This window comes from Pseudodesulfovibrio indicus (genome assembly GCF_001563225.1).
Lineage (GTDB): Bacteria > Desulfobacterota > Desulfovibrionia > Desulfovibrionales > Desulfovibrionaceae > Pseudodesulfovibrio > Pseudodesulfovibrio indicus.
In genome coordinates, this window is the sequence record NZ_CP014206.1 from 2,871,032 (window position 1) to 2,885,169 (window position 14,138).

Sequence of the window (14,138 nt, forward strand, 5' to 3'; positions counted from 1 at the left end):
TCGGGCATTCTCCTCGTCAAGTCAGGTCCAATTTCGTTTCCAGGACGAACGGTCACGGCCTCTCCTGCCGCATCAAATCCATATCACCCCGAAAAGCGGGATTGGACCATTATATTTTTACCGAAAAAGAGGTCGGTTACCGTGGCCCGAGGAACCGGATCTCCGCCCTGGCGGTCTTGGCGTCGAACGGCTTGACCGCGACCTCCACCTTCTCCTTCTTGAAGTCGGCGGCACCGAGCAGGATGCCCTCGAAATAATCGAACAGCCCCCTCGCGGAGCGGTAATTCATGAACAGCACGTCGCCCTTGTCCTCATAGGTGAAGTTGGGCGGCTTGATGCCGGGCTGGGCCTTGGTCAGTTGCGCGTGGAGGTCGTTCATGCGCAGATAGAACTCCTTGAGCGGCTCCTTCTTGAAATAGCCGGGATACAGCTCGTTGAAGCGGACCACGGTGTACTTGCCCAGCCCGATGAAGAAGTCGCGCACCGCCATCTTCCTGCGCCCGGCCACGAACTCGGCCATCTGCTTGAGCACCTGGTCCGGATAGCTGTCCGCAGGCAGGAACACCGGGCTGCCCAGCTCCTCCTGCATGGCCTCGAACAGGTCGGCGTACTGCTTCTTCACGTATTCCTGGGCCAGCTTGGGCAGGACGCCCTTCATCTGCCCATCCGAGCGCCGGAGGCGGTCCCCGCTCCCCTGCCTGCCCGTGCCGAACTCCTTGGACACGTTGAGCAGGTCCCTGGCCAGCTCGGCCATGTCCCTGGTGGCGCTGGCGGCCTGCCCGGCCGCCTCGTCCGCGTCCTCGGCGATGGAGGCGATGTCCTCCACGCTGCGCATGATCTCCTCCGCCGCCGAGGACTGCTCCTCGGCCGCCGTGGCGATCTGGGTCACCCGGCCGACCATGTCGCGGATGTTGTCCATGATCCGCTGCAACGCCTCGCCCGCGCGGTTGGACAGGGCCGTGCTCTCGTCCACCTTGACCGCCGTGGCCTGCATGGAGGTGGTGGCGTCCTTTGAGCGGGCCTGGATGGAAATGATGGCGCGCTCCACCTCCTTGGTGGCGTCCATGGTCTTCTCGGCCAGCTTGCGGACCTCGTCCGCGACCACGGCGAAGCCGCGACCGGCATCGCCCGCCCGCGCCGCCTCGATGGCTGCGTTCAGGGCCAGCAGGTTGGTCTGGTCCGCGATGTCGTTGATGACGTTGATGATCTGGCCGATGGCACCGGCCTGGGAATCCAGTTCGCCGATTTCCTTGCCCAGTTGCCGGGCGGACTCGGAGACCTGATTGATGGCCGAAACAGCGTCGCTGACCATGGACACGCCCTCGGCCGCCGAGTCGTTGGCTTCGCCGGCGGCCTCGCTGGTGGCCGTGGCGTTGCGCGCCACCTCCAGCACCGTGCCGGTCATCTGTTCCATGGCCGTGGCCACGGCGGCGGTCTGGCGGCGCTGCTTCTGCGCGCCCTGGGCCTGGTCGTCCGCCGAGGCGGAGAGCAGCTCGGTGGCCGAGGCCACGTGCTCGGCCAGGCCGCTGATGCGCTCGCCCGCCTGCTTTATACGCTCGCGCTGTTCCTCGACCTCCTTCTGCCGGGACCGTTCGTCGGTCAGGTCGGTGAAGGAGCTGACCGCACCGACGACCGCGCCGTCCTTGCCCTTGATCAGATTGATGGACAGGACCACCGGTATGGAGCGACCGTCCCACAGGTGAAGGTCCAGGGTGTCGGCAAAGGGTTTGCCGGAGGAAATGGTCTTCTCGGTGACCGACACGGAATCGCGGTCGTAGAGGGCCTGGCTCACGGTCCGGCCCACCACCTGCTCTTCCCCTTTACGGATCATCTTGAGCATGGAGCTGGTGACCAGAAGAATCTTGCCGGACTTGTCGCAGACCAGGCTGGGGCTGCCCAGCCCCTTGAACGCCTCCTCGAAGAAACCGGCTCGCGCGCGCTGGTCGGCCAGCCCCTCCTGCAGGACGCCGAAAGCCCCTCCGGCCAGCTCCCCAACCCCTTCGGGCAGGGAGTCGCCCCTGGACAGGGCCTGCATGGCGGCCCGTTCGCGCTGCCGCTCCCGTTCGCCCGCCGCGCCCAGGGCCAGACAGAGGAACACAACGGCCGCAGCGGCCACCCCGTAGGGGAGCCACCCGCCGAAGTAGGTCGCGGCCGCGAACAATGCGCACGCAACAATACCGGAAAGAACCCATTTTCCCATTGCACCTGAATGCATGTACCAGCTCCCTTTGAGTGTATCCGACGCAGTTGGAAGAATGCTGATTTAACACTCTATTGCTACGCGTTCCAGCGATCAAATGCAATTATAGAGAGGGCCTGGCGTTTTGCCCGGCCCCAGTCTCCCGGGAAGAGCCCGGACGGGAACGCCGGATTCTATCCCCTGGACTTGCGAAGCTGGCGGATGGCCCGCCGCGCGCGGTAGCGCCGGATGACGAACAGGGAGAGGAAGTAGGTGACGATGGTGGCCGGTATGCCGAAGGCCAGGCCGCCCGCGAACATGACCATGAAGACCCGCCAGCCCGCGTGGATGAGCTGGGTCATCTCCAGTTGGGTGGGATCGAAGGAGACGTCCTTGAACGGAGTTACCGCCTGGCCGACCAAAAAGAGGAAATAATAGAACGGGACCATGGTCGCGGCGTTGGAATAGCAGGTAGCCAGCCATGCGGCCAGCTTGTTGACGCGCATGACGAAGGCCAGGGCAATGACCACCACGGACTGGAACGGAATGATCGGCAGCGCCCCGATGAACATGCCCAGGGCACAGGCCGCGGCCAGGTTCTTGGGCGAGGAATTCTGGCGCATGAGGCGCAGGTACCAGTACCGCAACCAGCGCTTGCTGCCCGCCCACCATGCGGCGAACCGGCCGCCCGACTCCTCCGCGCCGGGCCTGCGGCGTTTCGACGTATCCTTCAAAGTCTACTCCAGGACGTCAAAACGTGAAAACTTCATCATGAACCCCGCACGGCCCTGGGTGGCCGAACGCAGGTCGGTGGAAAAGCCGAACAACTTGGCCAGCGGGGCCAGCGCCTGGACAACCTTCTGGCCCGCGCGGTCGAGCATGTTCTCGATCTTCGCGCCCTTGGACCCGAGCAGGCCGACCACGTCGCCGACGAACTCCTCGGGCACCGATATCTCGACCCACATGATCGGCTCCATGAGCTTGGGATCGGCCAGGGAGAGGGCCTCCTTGAGGGCCATGGCCGAGGCCATGCGGTAGCCCACCGGGCTGGATTCGCCTTCCCGACGCTCCAGGCCGAGCACCCGCACGCGGACGTTCTGCACCGGGTAGCCCCGGATCACGCCGCTCTGCAACCCGTCCTTGATGCCGTCCTCCACCGCTTCGAGCCAGGCGGCGGGCCAGGCCGAGGTGTCCACCTCGAAGGAGATGGTCCGCTCCTTGTCCCGCGCCAACGGCTCCACGGAAAGCTCCACGCCTCCGAAATGCATGACTTCGCCCAGTTCGCGGTTGAACTCGCCCCGGCCTCGCGCCTTGGAACCCACGGTCTCCTGGTAGACAACCTGGGGACGGCCCGCGCGCGGCTCCAGCCGGTACTCGCGCCTGAGCCGCTCCAGGATGACTTCCAGGTGCAGCTCGCCCATGCCGGACAGGATGATCTGGCCGGTGTCCTCGTCGCGCTTGAGCTCCAGAGTCGGGTCCTCCAGGAGGTACTTCTCCAGCACCTCGTCGAGCTTCTCGCCCTCCTCGTTGTTGCGCGGCTCGATGGCCAGGGAGATAACAGGCTTGTAGTTGGCGATCTGCTCCAGCAGGATGGGCGAATCCTTGTCGCACAGGGTGTCGCCGGTGCGGGCGTACTTCATGCCCGCCGCGGCCACCATGTCGCCCGCGAAGGCCGCGTCGATCTTCTCCTTGCGGCCCGCGTGCAGGCGGAACAGCCGGGCCACGCGCTCGGGCTGGCCCTGGGTCACGTTGAAGACCTCGCCGCCCGCGTCCACGCGGCCGGAATAGATGCGCATCATGGCCACCTTGCGGCCATCGTCCATGGCCACCTTGAAGACCAGGGCCGAGAGCGGTTCCTTGTGGGAGACCTCGAAATGTTTCTTCTTGTGCGTGGCCGGGTCGATGCCGGTTGCGGGCGGAACCTCCAGCGGGCTGGGCAGGTACTGGCAGACCGCGTCCAGCACCGGCTGCACGCCGATGTTCCTGAGAGCCGAGCCGACCAGCACGGGCACGATCTTCCGGGCCAGGGTCGCCTTGCGCAGGGCCGCGCGCACCTGGGCCGGGGGGACCTCCTCGCCGGACAGGTACAGGTCGAGGATGGACTCGTCCTCCTCGGCGGCGGTCTCCAGCAGCTTATCGCGCCAGGGCGAGAGCCTGCCCGACTCCTCCTCCGTGACCGGCCTGCGCGCATAGGTCGCGCCGCTGGACGACGGGTCGAACTCCAGCCGCTCCATGGTCACCAGGTCGAAGACCCCCACAAACTCCTGGCCCGCACCGTCCGGGTACTGGATGGCCACGGGATTGGCCTTGAGCTTCTGCACCATGGAGTCGAGCACCGCGTCGAAATCCGCGCCCAGCCGGTCCATCTTGTTGACGAAGGCGAGCTTGGGGACGTGGTACGCCTCGGACTGCCGCCACACGGTTTCGGACTGCGGCTCCACGCCGCTGACGCCGCAGAACACGCCCACGGCCCCGTCGAGAACGCGCAGGGAGCGCTCCACCTCGATGGTGAAGTCCACATGGCCCGGCGTGTCGATGATGTTGATCATGCACGGGTCCCACCGGCAGGAGGTCATGGCCGAGGCAATGGTGATGCCGCGCTCCTGCTCCTCGGGCATGAAATCCATGGTAGCGGTCCCTTCGTGGACCTCGCCGATGCGATGAATCTTGCCGGAATAATAGAGGATGCGCTCGGTCAGAGTGGTCTTTCCGGCGTCGATGTGGGCGATGATGCCGATATTGCGAAGCTGACTCAGCATCTTCGCGGACGGGGCGTTGCTTTTGCTCACGATCAGTCTCCAAGGGTCCAGGAGGTGCGGTGGAACAGGAAGAATTCGGGATGCAGCCCGGGCCAGACCCAGCACCCCTCCTGGCCCGGTCCCAGGACCAGCCTGGCGGCTTCGAGGGCTTCGCCCGCTAGGGCGAAAGGTGCGTAGGCCACGTCCGTGACCGCGTTCAGGAACGACGCCTCGTCCCCCCCGCCGCGGACAAACCCGGCGGGCAGGTCGACGTCGGCCCCGTACAAAACAAATTCACTACCGGGGTGGGAGAACGCCAGCGCCTCAAGATCGAAGGTCGCCCCGTCTTCCATGAACACGGCGGCCTTGCCGTCGAGCACGGGCCGGTACCAGGCAACCCTTCCCTGCTCCGGACAGGGATCGTCCAGCCCGGCGAGGTCCACGACCGCGCCGCTGCGGCCAGCCTCGGCCAGGGTGCGCAGGAGGGAAAGGACGTCGTCCCTCCCCATGTCCGCCACCAGCTCCTGCCCGGCCAGCTCCATGCCGGTGAGCAGCGACGAGGGGAAGTCCCCCTCGCCGTCCACGCGCACGACCAGGACGTGCTCCACGCCGCAGGCCAAGGACGGGACCAGGGAGGCCAGCAGCCGGGCGGGCGAAGCGAAGCCGCCGCCGATCAGAACCACGGCGAAATCCACCGGTTCATGGGCGCGCACGGACTCCAGGCCGGACCGCCAGCTTTCGGCGATCCGCCCTGCCCTGTCCCTGCGCGGGCCATACCATTCGTACAGCCGCGCGATGCAGGTCTTCATCCAGGCGCGCTCGCGGTCGGCGGATTCACCATAGGCGCGGGCGAACAGCTCGTCGTCCACGAGGAACCCGTCAAGGGAGTCGGGAAAAGAGAATACCTGCTTCGGCATGACGACGGACGGCCTCCGAATGGTTGGGTTGGCCTAAAGCCACTGCTTGAGCCAGCGCGTCCAGCTTCCCTGGACGCGCAAGCGCTCTTCCTCGGAAAGGGTTTTCTGGTACTCAAAATAGGAATATTCGGCGCGCTTGATGGCGTATTCCCGCAGGTCCGGGATGTCGGAGAAGTTCTCCACCACGTACTGGTAGCGGTGCCAGGCCGGGCCGTACTGGTCCGTGCGCCAGAAGAAATCGGCCACGAATATCTCGTGTTCGGCCAATATGCGGCGGCCCTTGGCGATCATGTCCGTGGCCGCCTCGGCGTACTGCGACTGAGGATAGGTCTCCTTCAGCCGGTAGAGATATTCCAGCCCCTCCTTGACGTTCTCCTGCCTGCGATCGATGGTCCGGAACATGCTCATGTCCGTGTTGGCGATCTGGTAGAGAACGTAGGGGATGTTCTCGTTGCTGGGATGGAGGGCCTCGAACTCCTTGTAGGCGTCCAGGGCGAAGACGTAGTCCCCGTCCAGGAAGTAGGCGTCGCCGAGGGCCAGCTCGCCCTTGAGGGAGAACGGGCTGAACGGGAAGCGGTCCTTGAGTTTCGAGAAATATTCCTGGGCGTCCCCGTAGTCCTTTTCATTCATGGCCGCCACGCCCGCTTCATACAGCTCCTGGGCCGTATCCTCGGGCGGAGGCAGAAAATAGCTGTCGATCCAGATGCACCCGCCAAGGGCGAGGAGGACGACAAAAAGGACAGGGGCCAATAAACGACGCATGCGGGCTCCTAGGCGTCCAATTGCTCAAGGTAGGAAAAGGCGGCGGTGGCGGCGGTCGCCCCGTCGCCCACGGCAGAGGCCACCTGGCGGCACATCTTGGAACGGATGTCGCCGGCGGCGAAAATGCCGGGCACGTTGGTGCGCATCTCGATGTCCGTCAGGATGCCGTTGCGCTCCTTGTGAATGTCGTCGGAGACGAAATCCATGATCGGCTCGAAACCGATGAAGATGAAGGCGCCGTCCACGGTCAGCTGGGATTTCTCGCCGGAATTCACATCCTTGAGCGCGAGATGTTCCACGTCGGTCTCGCCGACGATCTCTTCGACCACGGTATTGCGCATGATCTTGATCTTCTCGTGGGTAAAGCACTTGTCCTGGTAGCAGAGCTGGCCCCGGAAGTCCGAGCGGCGGTGAATGAGGTATACCTTGTTCACCAACCGGGCCAGGTAGAGGGCCTCCTCCAGGGCGGAGTTGCCGCCACCGATGACGGCCACGTCGCGGCCCCTGAAGAAGTTGCCGTCGCACAGGGCGCAGTAGGAGACCCCCCGTCCGAGAAGCCGCTCTTCGCCCGGGACTCCGAGCTTGCGGTAGCGGGACCCGGTGGCGAGGATGACCGCCTTGGCCCGCACCTCTTCCCCGCCCACCATGATGGTGTGCCAGGGGTTGCCGACCTTGATGCCGCTGACCTCGTCGTTGATCCGGTGCAGATCGTACTCTTCGAGATGGTTGGCGAACTTGTCCGCCAGCTCCCATCCCTGCAACCCCTTGGGGAAACCGGGATAGTTCTCGATTTCCGAGGTCATGAGCACCTGCCCGCCCGGAGACAGCTTCTCGATCATGGCGGTTTTCACGCCGGCGCGTAAAAGATAAAGGGCAGCCGTCATTCCTGCCGGGCCGCCCCCTATGACTACGGCGTCATAAGAATTCATGGATTACAGCGCCTTCTTGGTGATCATTTCCTTGATGCTGCTTTTGGAAACGGCACCGGTGGACTGATCCACAACCTCGCCGCCCTTGAACAGGATCAGGGTCGGGATGGCGCGGATGCCGTACTTGCCGGGCGTGGCGGAGTTCTCGTCGACGTTCATCTTGACGATCTTGACCTGGCCGTCGAATTCCTCGGCCAGCTCGTCGATGACCGGGCCCATCGCGCGGCAGGGACCGCACCAGGGAGCCCAGAAGTCGATGAGGACCGGGACATCGCTCTGCAAAACGTCCTTTTCGAAAGTAGCGTCGGTGATCTGATTGGCCATGAAGTTCTCCTTTTTTTGCTCGGCCTGCGGCCAGGCTATTCTTCAGTGTTCCGGACTCGCCGGCGCGGCATCATGCCGCCATTGTTTTCGCAATTTATTTAAAATAGGTCTGCATGTACCCTACTGTCAAGGAGGTCCGGGCATTTTCACGGTTGATCGAACCGTTAATCCGCCCTCTCCCAATCCAGCGGGACAATACGGCCCCGGGGTATTGCTTCCAGGTCCAGGCCGTGACCGTACCCGGCCCTGGCCAGCTCCCATCCGGCATAGGCGACCATGGCCCCGTTGTCCGTACACAGGGACAGGGACGGCAGGGTCAGCTCCAGCCCGTGGGCTTCGGCCACGCCGCGCATGGCCTCGCGCACCCCCGTGTTGGCGGCCACGCCGCCCGCCACGATCAGGCTCTCGACCTTCCCGACCTCCTTCAGGGCGCGCTCCACCTTGATCCGCAGGGTGTCGGCCACGCTCCAGTTGAAGGACGCGCAGACTCGCGCCAGGGCCGCCCGGCGGTCCGCCGGAAGGGCCGCCACCGCGTCCGCGTCGGCCATGGTCTCGAAGACCAGGTCCGGGTGCGCGGCCACGTGATTGGCCACCGCGGTCTTCAACCCGCTGAAGCTGAAGTCCAGGGTCGGATTGTCGATGTACGGCCTCGGGAACAGGGTGGTATCCGGCTCCGCCTCCCGCGCCAGGTCGTCTATGTAGCGCCCGCCGGGATACGGGAAATTCATGATCTTCGCGGTCTTGTCGAACGCCTCCCCGGCGGCGTCGTCCAGGGTCCGCCCCAGCAGCTCGAAATCGGCGGGCGAACGCACCAGGTAGGTGTGGGTGTGGCCGCCGGAGACCAGCAGTCCCAGGGCCGGGAACCGCAGCTCCCCTTCCAAACCGGGCGCCAGCAGGTGCGCCCAGAGATGGTTCACCCCCACCAGCCGCGCGCCGGAGGCCAGACACAGCCCCTTGGCGAAGCTGACGCCCACCAGCAGGCTGCCGAGCAATCCCGGTCCGCGCGCCACGGCCACGGCGTCGATGTCCTCCATGGCCAGGCCGGTCTCGCGCAACAGCTCCCGGTAGAGCCGGGGTAGGACGCGCAGGTGCTCTCTGGACGCGATCTCGGGGACCACGCCGCCGAACAGGGCGTGCATGTCCACCTGGGTGGCCAGCTGGTGACCCAGAAGCCTGCCGTCGGCCACCAGGGCCACGGCGGTCTCGTCGCAGGAGGTCTCGATGCCCAGGACGCGCATTACCGGCCTTTCTTTCTCCGCGTCTCCGACTCGTAGATTTCCTGCACGATCTGGACGTCGTTGCGGGAGCCGCAGAAGAAGGGAATGCGCTGGTGCAGGTGGTCCGGCTCGATGTCCATGACCCGGTTCAGGCCATCCACGGCCATGCCGCCTGCCTGTTCCACGATGAACGCCATGGGATTGCATTCGCAGGTCAGGCGGAGCTTGCCCGTGGGCTTCTTGGGGTCGCGCAGGTCGGCCGGATACATGAAGATGCCGCCGTAGAGCAGGTTGCGGTGGAAATCCGCCACCAGGGAGCCGATGTAACGGCCGCTGTAGGGCTTGCGCAGCGCGTTCTTGGGCGACTTGAAATAGGCCAGCGCCTTCTTGGTGTGGCGGTCCCAGTACCGCTCGTACCCCTCGTTGACCGAGTAGATCTTGCCCTGCTCCGGGATGCGGATGTTCGGGTGGGAGAGCAGGAACTCGCCCACGCTGGGGTCCAAGGTGAAGCCGTGCACCCCGTCGCCGCAGGTGAAGACCAGCATGGTGGACGAGCCGTAGAGCACGTAACCCGCGGCCACCTGCTCGCTGCCCTTCTGGAGCACGTCGCTGGACATGAGCGCGGCGTCGGGGTCGCTCTTGCGCTTGAAGATCGAAAAGATGGTCCCGATGTTGACATTGACGTCGATGTTCGACGAACCGTCCAGGGGGTCGAAGATGATGATGTATTCGCCGCGCGGCAGGGACTCCGGCACCTCGATGATGTCGGCGTTCTCCTCCGAAGCCATGGCGCAGAGCACGCCGGAACGCGCCAGCCGATGGATGAGGATGCGGTTGGCGTACTCGTCGAGCTTCTTGACCTCCTCGCCCTGGACGTTGACGTCCCCGGTGAAGCCCAGGATATCGACCAGCCCGGCCTTGTTCACGGCACGGGTGATGATCTTGGCGGAGAGCACGAGCTCGTTGAACAGCCGCGTGAACTGCCCCGTGGCTCCCGGCACCATCTTCTGGTGCAGCAGGATGTGCTCGGTGACGGTTACCTGTTGCGACATCGGCCTTCCCCCTCGATTGTTTTGCGGACCTAGAATGGCCACCAGCTCCCCTCTGCGTTGGGATCGACGCTCTGCGTCGCGTAAATGTACTGGTCCCGACCCACGTAGCGGGACAGCCATGTGTAATAGCGGTTGCCCGTCTGGACCTGACCGGAGACCTCGTTCTTGAGCTTCTCCTCCCAGTCGATGGCCAGCAGCGCCTCTTCGTCCACGTCCGCTCCCAGGGACCAGACCCTGTTGCCGGGATGAATGAGCACCAGCTCCTTGGGGTCCGGGCACAGCCGCAGCAGGGACCGGGGGTCGAAGCCCACGCCGATCAACCCGCTGAAATCGATGTCCTCATAGTACGGACGGCCGATGTACATCTCGGGCCCGAGGTCCGAATAATCGACCACGGTGATCAGGCTCAGCTCCCGCCAGACCCCTTCGAAGACCAGCGGCCGGCTGATGCGCTTCACGGGCAGCTCGGGCTGCATGAAGATGATGGTTCCCGCCTCGTCCGTGACCAGGACCCGGTCCACCCACGGGAAGCGGGCCATGAGCAGGTCGAGCCATTCGATGTCGGGCAGGGTGTCCGTGTCGTCCACGAACCGGATCAGCGAGGTCAACGGCCCGTCAACCGGAGAGATGAGCTTGGCCAGCTTCTCCTGGTTGGGGTTGGTGAACTGATAGCTGTCGGTATCGATCCTCGGCGGCGGGTCCACGAAGTCCTTCGTGGTCCGCCACGTCTCCTTGGTGTATTCAGCGGTGGAATCCCACACGCTGCAACCGCCGAGCAGCGCCACGGCGGCCAGAAGAATCAAAAATGTATATCGCATATTCCCGCTTTGCGCGAACGCACTCCCCGCAACGCCTCGGGCGGCGAGGATCACGTCCCTTTCAGGTTTGGCTCAGCCCTGTACCCTTGCCTCGAACCGCGAGGCCAGGGTTTCGAGGGTGCTGATCAGACGGTTCTTGGCGTGGACGCTGAAAGCGTCGCCGAGTTCCACCCCCGGTCCGCCGCCGTCACGATCCCGCTCCAGTTTCACGATCCGCTCCTTGAGTTCGGAGCGACGCTCGTCGGACATCGTTGATTGCAACAATTCGCGGTAGATTTCAAGTGCCCCCTCCACGTCCCCCTGGGAGGCCAGCAGGTCGGCCATGGTCTTGGTCCGGAAGGAGCCGACGCCGGGCCGGAAGTCCGGCCTGTCGGCCTCGTCATCCTCGCAGATGTCCACTTCCGGGAGCCTGAAGGCCGGGACGCATTCGCCAGGGGGCGGCAAGGGCGCGCCCACCAGCCGGCCCGCCAGGGTGCCGATGCCCTCGAAAACCACGTCGGTCCACTTGATGGTGTCGCCGGAAATATTGGAGGCCACCAGCATCAGGAACACGGCCAGGTCGCGCTGCTCCGCGGGCAGGCTCCTGGCCCAGCCCCGCCAGAACGCGGGATAGTCGCGCAGCGGATTGATGACCCGCTCCAGTTGCTCGTGGACCTCTGCCTCGCGGCCGAGTTCGGTCAGGAGCTCCACCAGGAGCATGCGGGCTTCAAGATAGTCGGGGTGGCGGTCCAGCCCCTGGCGCAGCGTCTGCACCGCGTCCTCGGGCTGGCCGTTCTCGACGAAGAGCTTGGCGAGCGGAAAAAAGACCCGTGAACCGGGTTCCAAGGAGAGAACTTCTTGATACCATTCAATTTTCTTGCTCATCGGGTGCTTCTCCGCGGGGTTGGCCTTTCTCGTCGGGAAATATGTACAGGATCTCGTCCTTCTTCACAAAATTCATCCGCTCCCGAACGACTTTCTCCTGATACCCCTTGTCCGATTTGAGTTTGCGAATCTCCTGGCTCAAATCCAGGCTCCTGCCGTCAACCGCCTCGATCTTCCCCCGCAGGACCTCGTACCGGTTCTTCAGTTCCAGGTAGGCGAAAATGCCCTGGTCGCTCCAGATCAGCCTGATCATCAGGAAGAGGTTGATGGCAACGAGCAGTGCAATGAAGAATAATCTGCCTCGCATGGTCTATTGAAGCCTGCGCTTGGTCCCGCCACGGGGCGACCTTCGCGACAGCGGTCCTTCCAGTTCCCTGAGAAAATTCGACGTCGCCGTCTCGATCCGCTCCACGTCCGATTCGCTCAACTCCACCTCGTCAATCTTTTCGAGGAAGGACTTGAGCACGGCGAATTCATCGAGGAGGGAATGGCCGTTTTCCAACTGCTCCAGCTGGGACTCGAGATCGAGAATGGTCTGGAGGCAGTTGGTTATGCGGACAAGGTGTTTGACCGAGTTGGAATCCGACATGGGGTCTCTCTCAGAAGTATTTGTCTCTCTTCGTTTATTAACCCTTTTTGCGAAATCTTGTACAGATATGTCACATGCAAAAGTAGCATGTTGCAACACCCCTGTCACCACAGAAATTCCCCAACGGCGACGGACGGTTAGACTATACTGCACAGGGGCGGGCCAGATTTTGTCTCAAAATTTTCTAGAGCGGCCCGGCGCGGAACCCCGTCCCGAACCGTCCGGCCGCCCCGGGGAATCACTCCCCTTCCGGGACGGAGATCCACTTCTTGTAGAAGTTGTACAGGTAGTTCCCGCCCGAGACCACGGTCAGCGCCAGGGCTATGTACAACAGCACTATCCCCGTGGGCCGGGGGTCCCAGCCGAAGAGCGGATAGTGGAAGATGAGGAAACCCAGGGACAGGGACTGGGTCAGGGTCTTGGCCTTGCCCAGCTTGTCCGCGGCGACCACCTCGCCCATCTCGGCGGCGATGGCGCGCATCCCGGTGACCGCCAGCTCGCGGCAGATGATGATGATCACCACCCAGGCGGGTACGCCCCAGCCCGGTCCGAGCCGGACGAGCATGATCAGCGCGGAGCCGATGAGCAGCTTGTCCGCCAGGGGGTCCAGGAACTTGCCAAGGTTGGTGATGGCGTTCTGCTCCCTCGCGATCTTGCCGTCGAAGTAGTCCGTGACGCAGGCCAGGAAATACAGGCCGAAGGCGAAGTAGGAGCCGAACTTGAACTGGAACCACATCTCGAAATAGAGCAGCAGCACGATGAACGGAGCCGCCAGAATCCGGGCCATGGTCAGACAGTTCGGAAGGTTGAATAGCTTTTTCCTGTCCATCTTTCCCGCCTAGGTGTTCGTTGTCGAGGCCGCCTCGAGGCTCTTCTGGGCCGCTTCCGCTATGGTGTCCGCCAGCTCGATGAACGCGCTCTTGGCGAAGGAATCCTCTTCGAGCAGGACCACCGGGGTGCCGAGATCGCCCGCCACCACCGTGGCCGGATCGAGCGGGATGGCGCCCAGGAAGTCGAGGCCGTACTTCTCGGCCAGCGCCCTGCCGCCGCCCTTCTTGAACAGGTCGATGGACTGGTGGCAGTGCGGGCAGACCAGCCCGGACATGTTCTCGACCACGCCGAGGATCGGGGCCTTGGCGTACTGAAGAAAATTGATGGACTTGCGCACGTCGGACAGGGAAACCTCCTGCGGGGTGGTGACCACCACCGACAGGGCGTCCGGAATGGTCTTCAGCACGGTCATGGGCTCGTCGCCGGTGCCCGGAGGGGAATCGACCACCAGAAAGTCCAGCTCGCCCCACTGCACGTCGGAGATGAACTGGCGGATGGCCGAGGTCTTCATGGGACCGCGCCACAGCACCGCCTGGTCCGGGTCCTTGAGCAGGGACTCCATGGAGACCACGTGGAGGTTGTCGTTATATTCCTTGGGCAGGATCAGGGACCCCCGGTCGATCTCCAGGCAACCGGAGATGCCGAGCAGGGTCGGCACGCTGGGACCATGGATATCCACGTCCATGAGCCCGACCTTGAAGCCCCGCGCCGCCAGGGCGGCGGCCACGTTGACCGAAACCGAGCTCTTGCCCACCCCGCCCTTGCCGCTCATGATGAACAGCTTGTATTTGATCTTCTCCAGGGTGGACTTGATCATCTCGTCCTGGATTTTCATCTTCGCGCTGGTGGACCCACCGCTGCCGCAGGAAGAACCTCCCGCGCTGCCGCAGGAACCGGAACTGCATTCACTCATGGCTG

At 64.0% G+C, this 14,138-nt stretch carries 15 protein-coding genes; all 15 read right to left on the reverse strand.

What is annotated here, in order from left to right; genetic code table 11:
• Positions 1-136 precede the first annotated feature (136 nt).
• Positions 137-2,200 carry a methyl-accepting chemotaxis protein gene (locus AWY79_RS13040; RefSeq protein ID WP_233490924.1) on the reverse strand — a complete coding sequence of 688 codons (2,064 nt, stop codon included), beginning with the start codon at positions 2,198-2,200 and terminating at the stop codon, positions 137-139.
• Positions 2,201-2,373: 173 nt separating this feature from the next.
• On the reverse strand, positions 2,374-2,913 hold the full coding sequence (locus tag AWY79_RS13045) for a DUF2062 domain-containing protein (RefSeq protein ID WP_078063775.1): 540 nt from the start codon (positions 2,911-2,913) through the stop codon (positions 2,374-2,376).
• A gap of 3 nt (positions 2,914-2,916) precedes the next feature.
• Positions 2,917-4,968, reverse strand: a complete 2,052-nt coding sequence (fusA, locus tag AWY79_RS13050) for an elongation factor G (RefSeq protein WP_418055030.1) — start codon at positions 4,966-4,968, stop codon at positions 2,917-2,919.
• Between the two features lie 2 nt (positions 4,969-4,970).
• Positions 4,971-5,834: a hypothetical protein gene (locus tag AWY79_RS13055; protein WP_066804728.1), complete on the reverse strand. Its 864-nt coding sequence runs from the start codon at positions 5,832-5,834 to the stop codon at positions 4,971-4,973.
• 33 nt (positions 5,835-5,867) lie between these two features.
• Positions 5,868-6,596 (reverse strand): outer membrane protein assembly factor BamD, encoded by a 729-nt coding sequence (locus AWY79_RS13060; protein WP_066804730.1) that lies wholly within the window; start codon positions 6,594-6,596, stop codon positions 5,868-5,870.
• 8 nt (positions 6,597-6,604) lie between these two features.
• Complete coding sequence (trxB, locus tag AWY79_RS13065) at positions 6,605-7,525, reverse strand: thioredoxin-disulfide reductase (protein WP_066804731.1); 921 nt, start codon at positions 7,523-7,525, stop codon at positions 6,605-6,607.
• A gap of 3 nt (positions 7,526-7,528) precedes the next feature.
• Positions 7,529-7,849: a thioredoxin gene (gene trxA, locus AWY79_RS13070; RefSeq protein WP_066804733.1), complete on the reverse strand. Its 321-nt coding sequence runs from the start codon at positions 7,847-7,849 to the stop codon at positions 7,529-7,531.
• Positions 7,850-8,013: 164 nt separating this feature from the next.
• The gene (gene tsaD, locus AWY79_RS13075; protein WP_066804735.1) at positions 8,014-9,087 is read right to left on the reverse strand and encodes a tRNA (adenosine(37)-N6)-threonylcarbamoyltransferase complex transferase subunit TsaD; all 1,074 of its coding nucleotides are present in this window, start codon (positions 9,085-9,087) and stop codon (positions 8,014-8,016) included.
• Entirely contained in the window at positions 9,087-10,118 is a 1,032-nt protein-coding gene (gene fbp, locus AWY79_RS13080) for a class 1 fructose-bisphosphatase (protein WP_066804737.1), read from the reverse strand. Before fbp ends, tsaD begins: the two co-directional genes overlap by 1 nt.
• Before the next feature lie 29 nt (positions 10,119-10,147).
• The gene (locus AWY79_RS13085) at positions 10,148-10,936 is read right to left on the reverse strand and encodes a hypothetical protein (protein WP_066804739.1); all 789 of its coding nucleotides are present in this window, start codon (positions 10,934-10,936) and stop codon (positions 10,148-10,150) included.
• A 72-nt stretch (positions 10,937-11,008) separates the two neighbouring features.
• Complete coding sequence (locus AWY79_RS13090) at positions 11,009-11,800, reverse strand: tetratricopeptide repeat protein (RefSeq protein ID WP_066804748.1); 792 nt, start codon at positions 11,798-11,800, stop codon at positions 11,009-11,011.
• A complete protein-coding gene (locus tag AWY79_RS13095) occupies positions 11,784-12,107 on the reverse strand; it encodes an FtsB family cell division protein (RefSeq protein ID WP_066804751.1) in 324 nt (107 codons plus the stop codon). The genes AWY79_RS13090 and AWY79_RS13095 overlap by 17 nt, the downstream gene beginning before the upstream one ends.
• Before the next feature lie 3 nt (positions 12,108-12,110).
• Positions 12,111-12,389: a hypothetical protein gene (locus AWY79_RS13100; RefSeq protein WP_066804754.1), complete on the reverse strand. Its 279-nt coding sequence runs from the start codon at positions 12,387-12,389 to the stop codon at positions 12,111-12,113.
• A gap of 238 nt (positions 12,390-12,627) precedes the next feature.
• Positions 12,628-13,218, reverse strand: a complete 591-nt coding sequence (gene pgsA / locus AWY79_RS13105; protein ID WP_066804763.1) for a CDP-diacylglycerol--glycerol-3-phosphate 3-phosphatidyltransferase — start codon at positions 13,216-13,218, stop codon at positions 12,628-12,630.
• A 9-nt stretch (positions 13,219-13,227) separates the two neighbouring features.
• Entirely contained in the window at positions 13,228-14,133 is a 906-nt protein-coding gene (locus tag AWY79_RS13110) for an Mrp/NBP35 family ATP-binding protein (RefSeq protein WP_078063776.1), read from the reverse strand.
• Positions 14,134-14,138: the final 5 nt, after the last annotated feature.

Excerpts from the sequence above, each read along its gene's own strand:
- AWY79_RS13040 (WP_233490924.1), bottom strand. The coding sequence starts at position 2,200 with ATGGGAAAATGGGTTCTTTCCGGTATTGTTGCGTGCGCATTGTTCGCG.
- AWY79_RS13055 (WP_066804728.1), bottom strand. The coding sequence starts at position 5,834 with ATGCCGAAGCAGGTATTCTCTTTTCCCGACTCCCTTGACGGGTTCCTC.
- AWY79_RS13060 (WP_066804730.1), bottom strand. The coding sequence starts at position 6,596 with ATGCGTCGTTTATTGGCCCCTGTCCTTTTTGTCGTCCTCCTCGCCCTT.
- trxB (WP_066804731.1), bottom strand. The coding sequence starts at position 7,525 with ATGAATTCTTATGACGCCGTAGTCATAGGGGGCGGCCCGGCAGGAATG.
- trxA (WP_066804733.1), bottom strand. The coding sequence starts at position 7,849 with ATGGCCAATCAGATCACCGACGCTACTTTCGAAAAGGACGTTTTGCAG.
- tsaD (WP_066804735.1), bottom strand. The coding sequence starts at position 9,087 with ATGCGCGTCCTGGGCATCGAGACCTCCTGCGACGAGACCGCCGTGGCC.
- fbp (WP_066804737.1), bottom strand. The coding sequence starts at position 10,118 with ATGTCGCAACAGGTAACCGTCACCGAGCACATCCTGCTGCACCAGAAG.
- AWY79_RS13085 (WP_066804739.1), bottom strand. The coding sequence starts at position 10,936 with ATGCGATATACATTTTTGATTCTTCTGGCCGCCGTGGCGCTGCTCGGC.
- AWY79_RS13090 (WP_066804748.1), bottom strand. The coding sequence starts at position 11,800 with ATGAGCAAGAAAATTGAATGGTATCAAGAAGTTCTCTCCTTGGAACCC.
- AWY79_RS13095 (WP_066804751.1), bottom strand. The coding sequence starts at position 12,107 with ATGCGAGGCAGATTATTCTTCATTGCACTGCTCGTTGCCATCAACCTC.
- AWY79_RS13100 (WP_066804754.1), bottom strand. The coding sequence starts at position 12,389 with ATGTCGGATTCCAACTCGGTCAAACACCTTGTCCGCATAACCAACTGC.
- pgsA (WP_066804763.1), bottom strand. The coding sequence starts at position 13,218 with ATGGACAGGAAAAAGCTATTCAACCTTCCGAACTGTCTGACCATGGCC.
- AWY79_RS13110 (WP_078063776.1), bottom strand. The coding sequence starts at position 14,133 with ATGAGTGAATGCAGTTCCGGTTCCTGCGGCAGCGCGGGAGGTTCTTCC.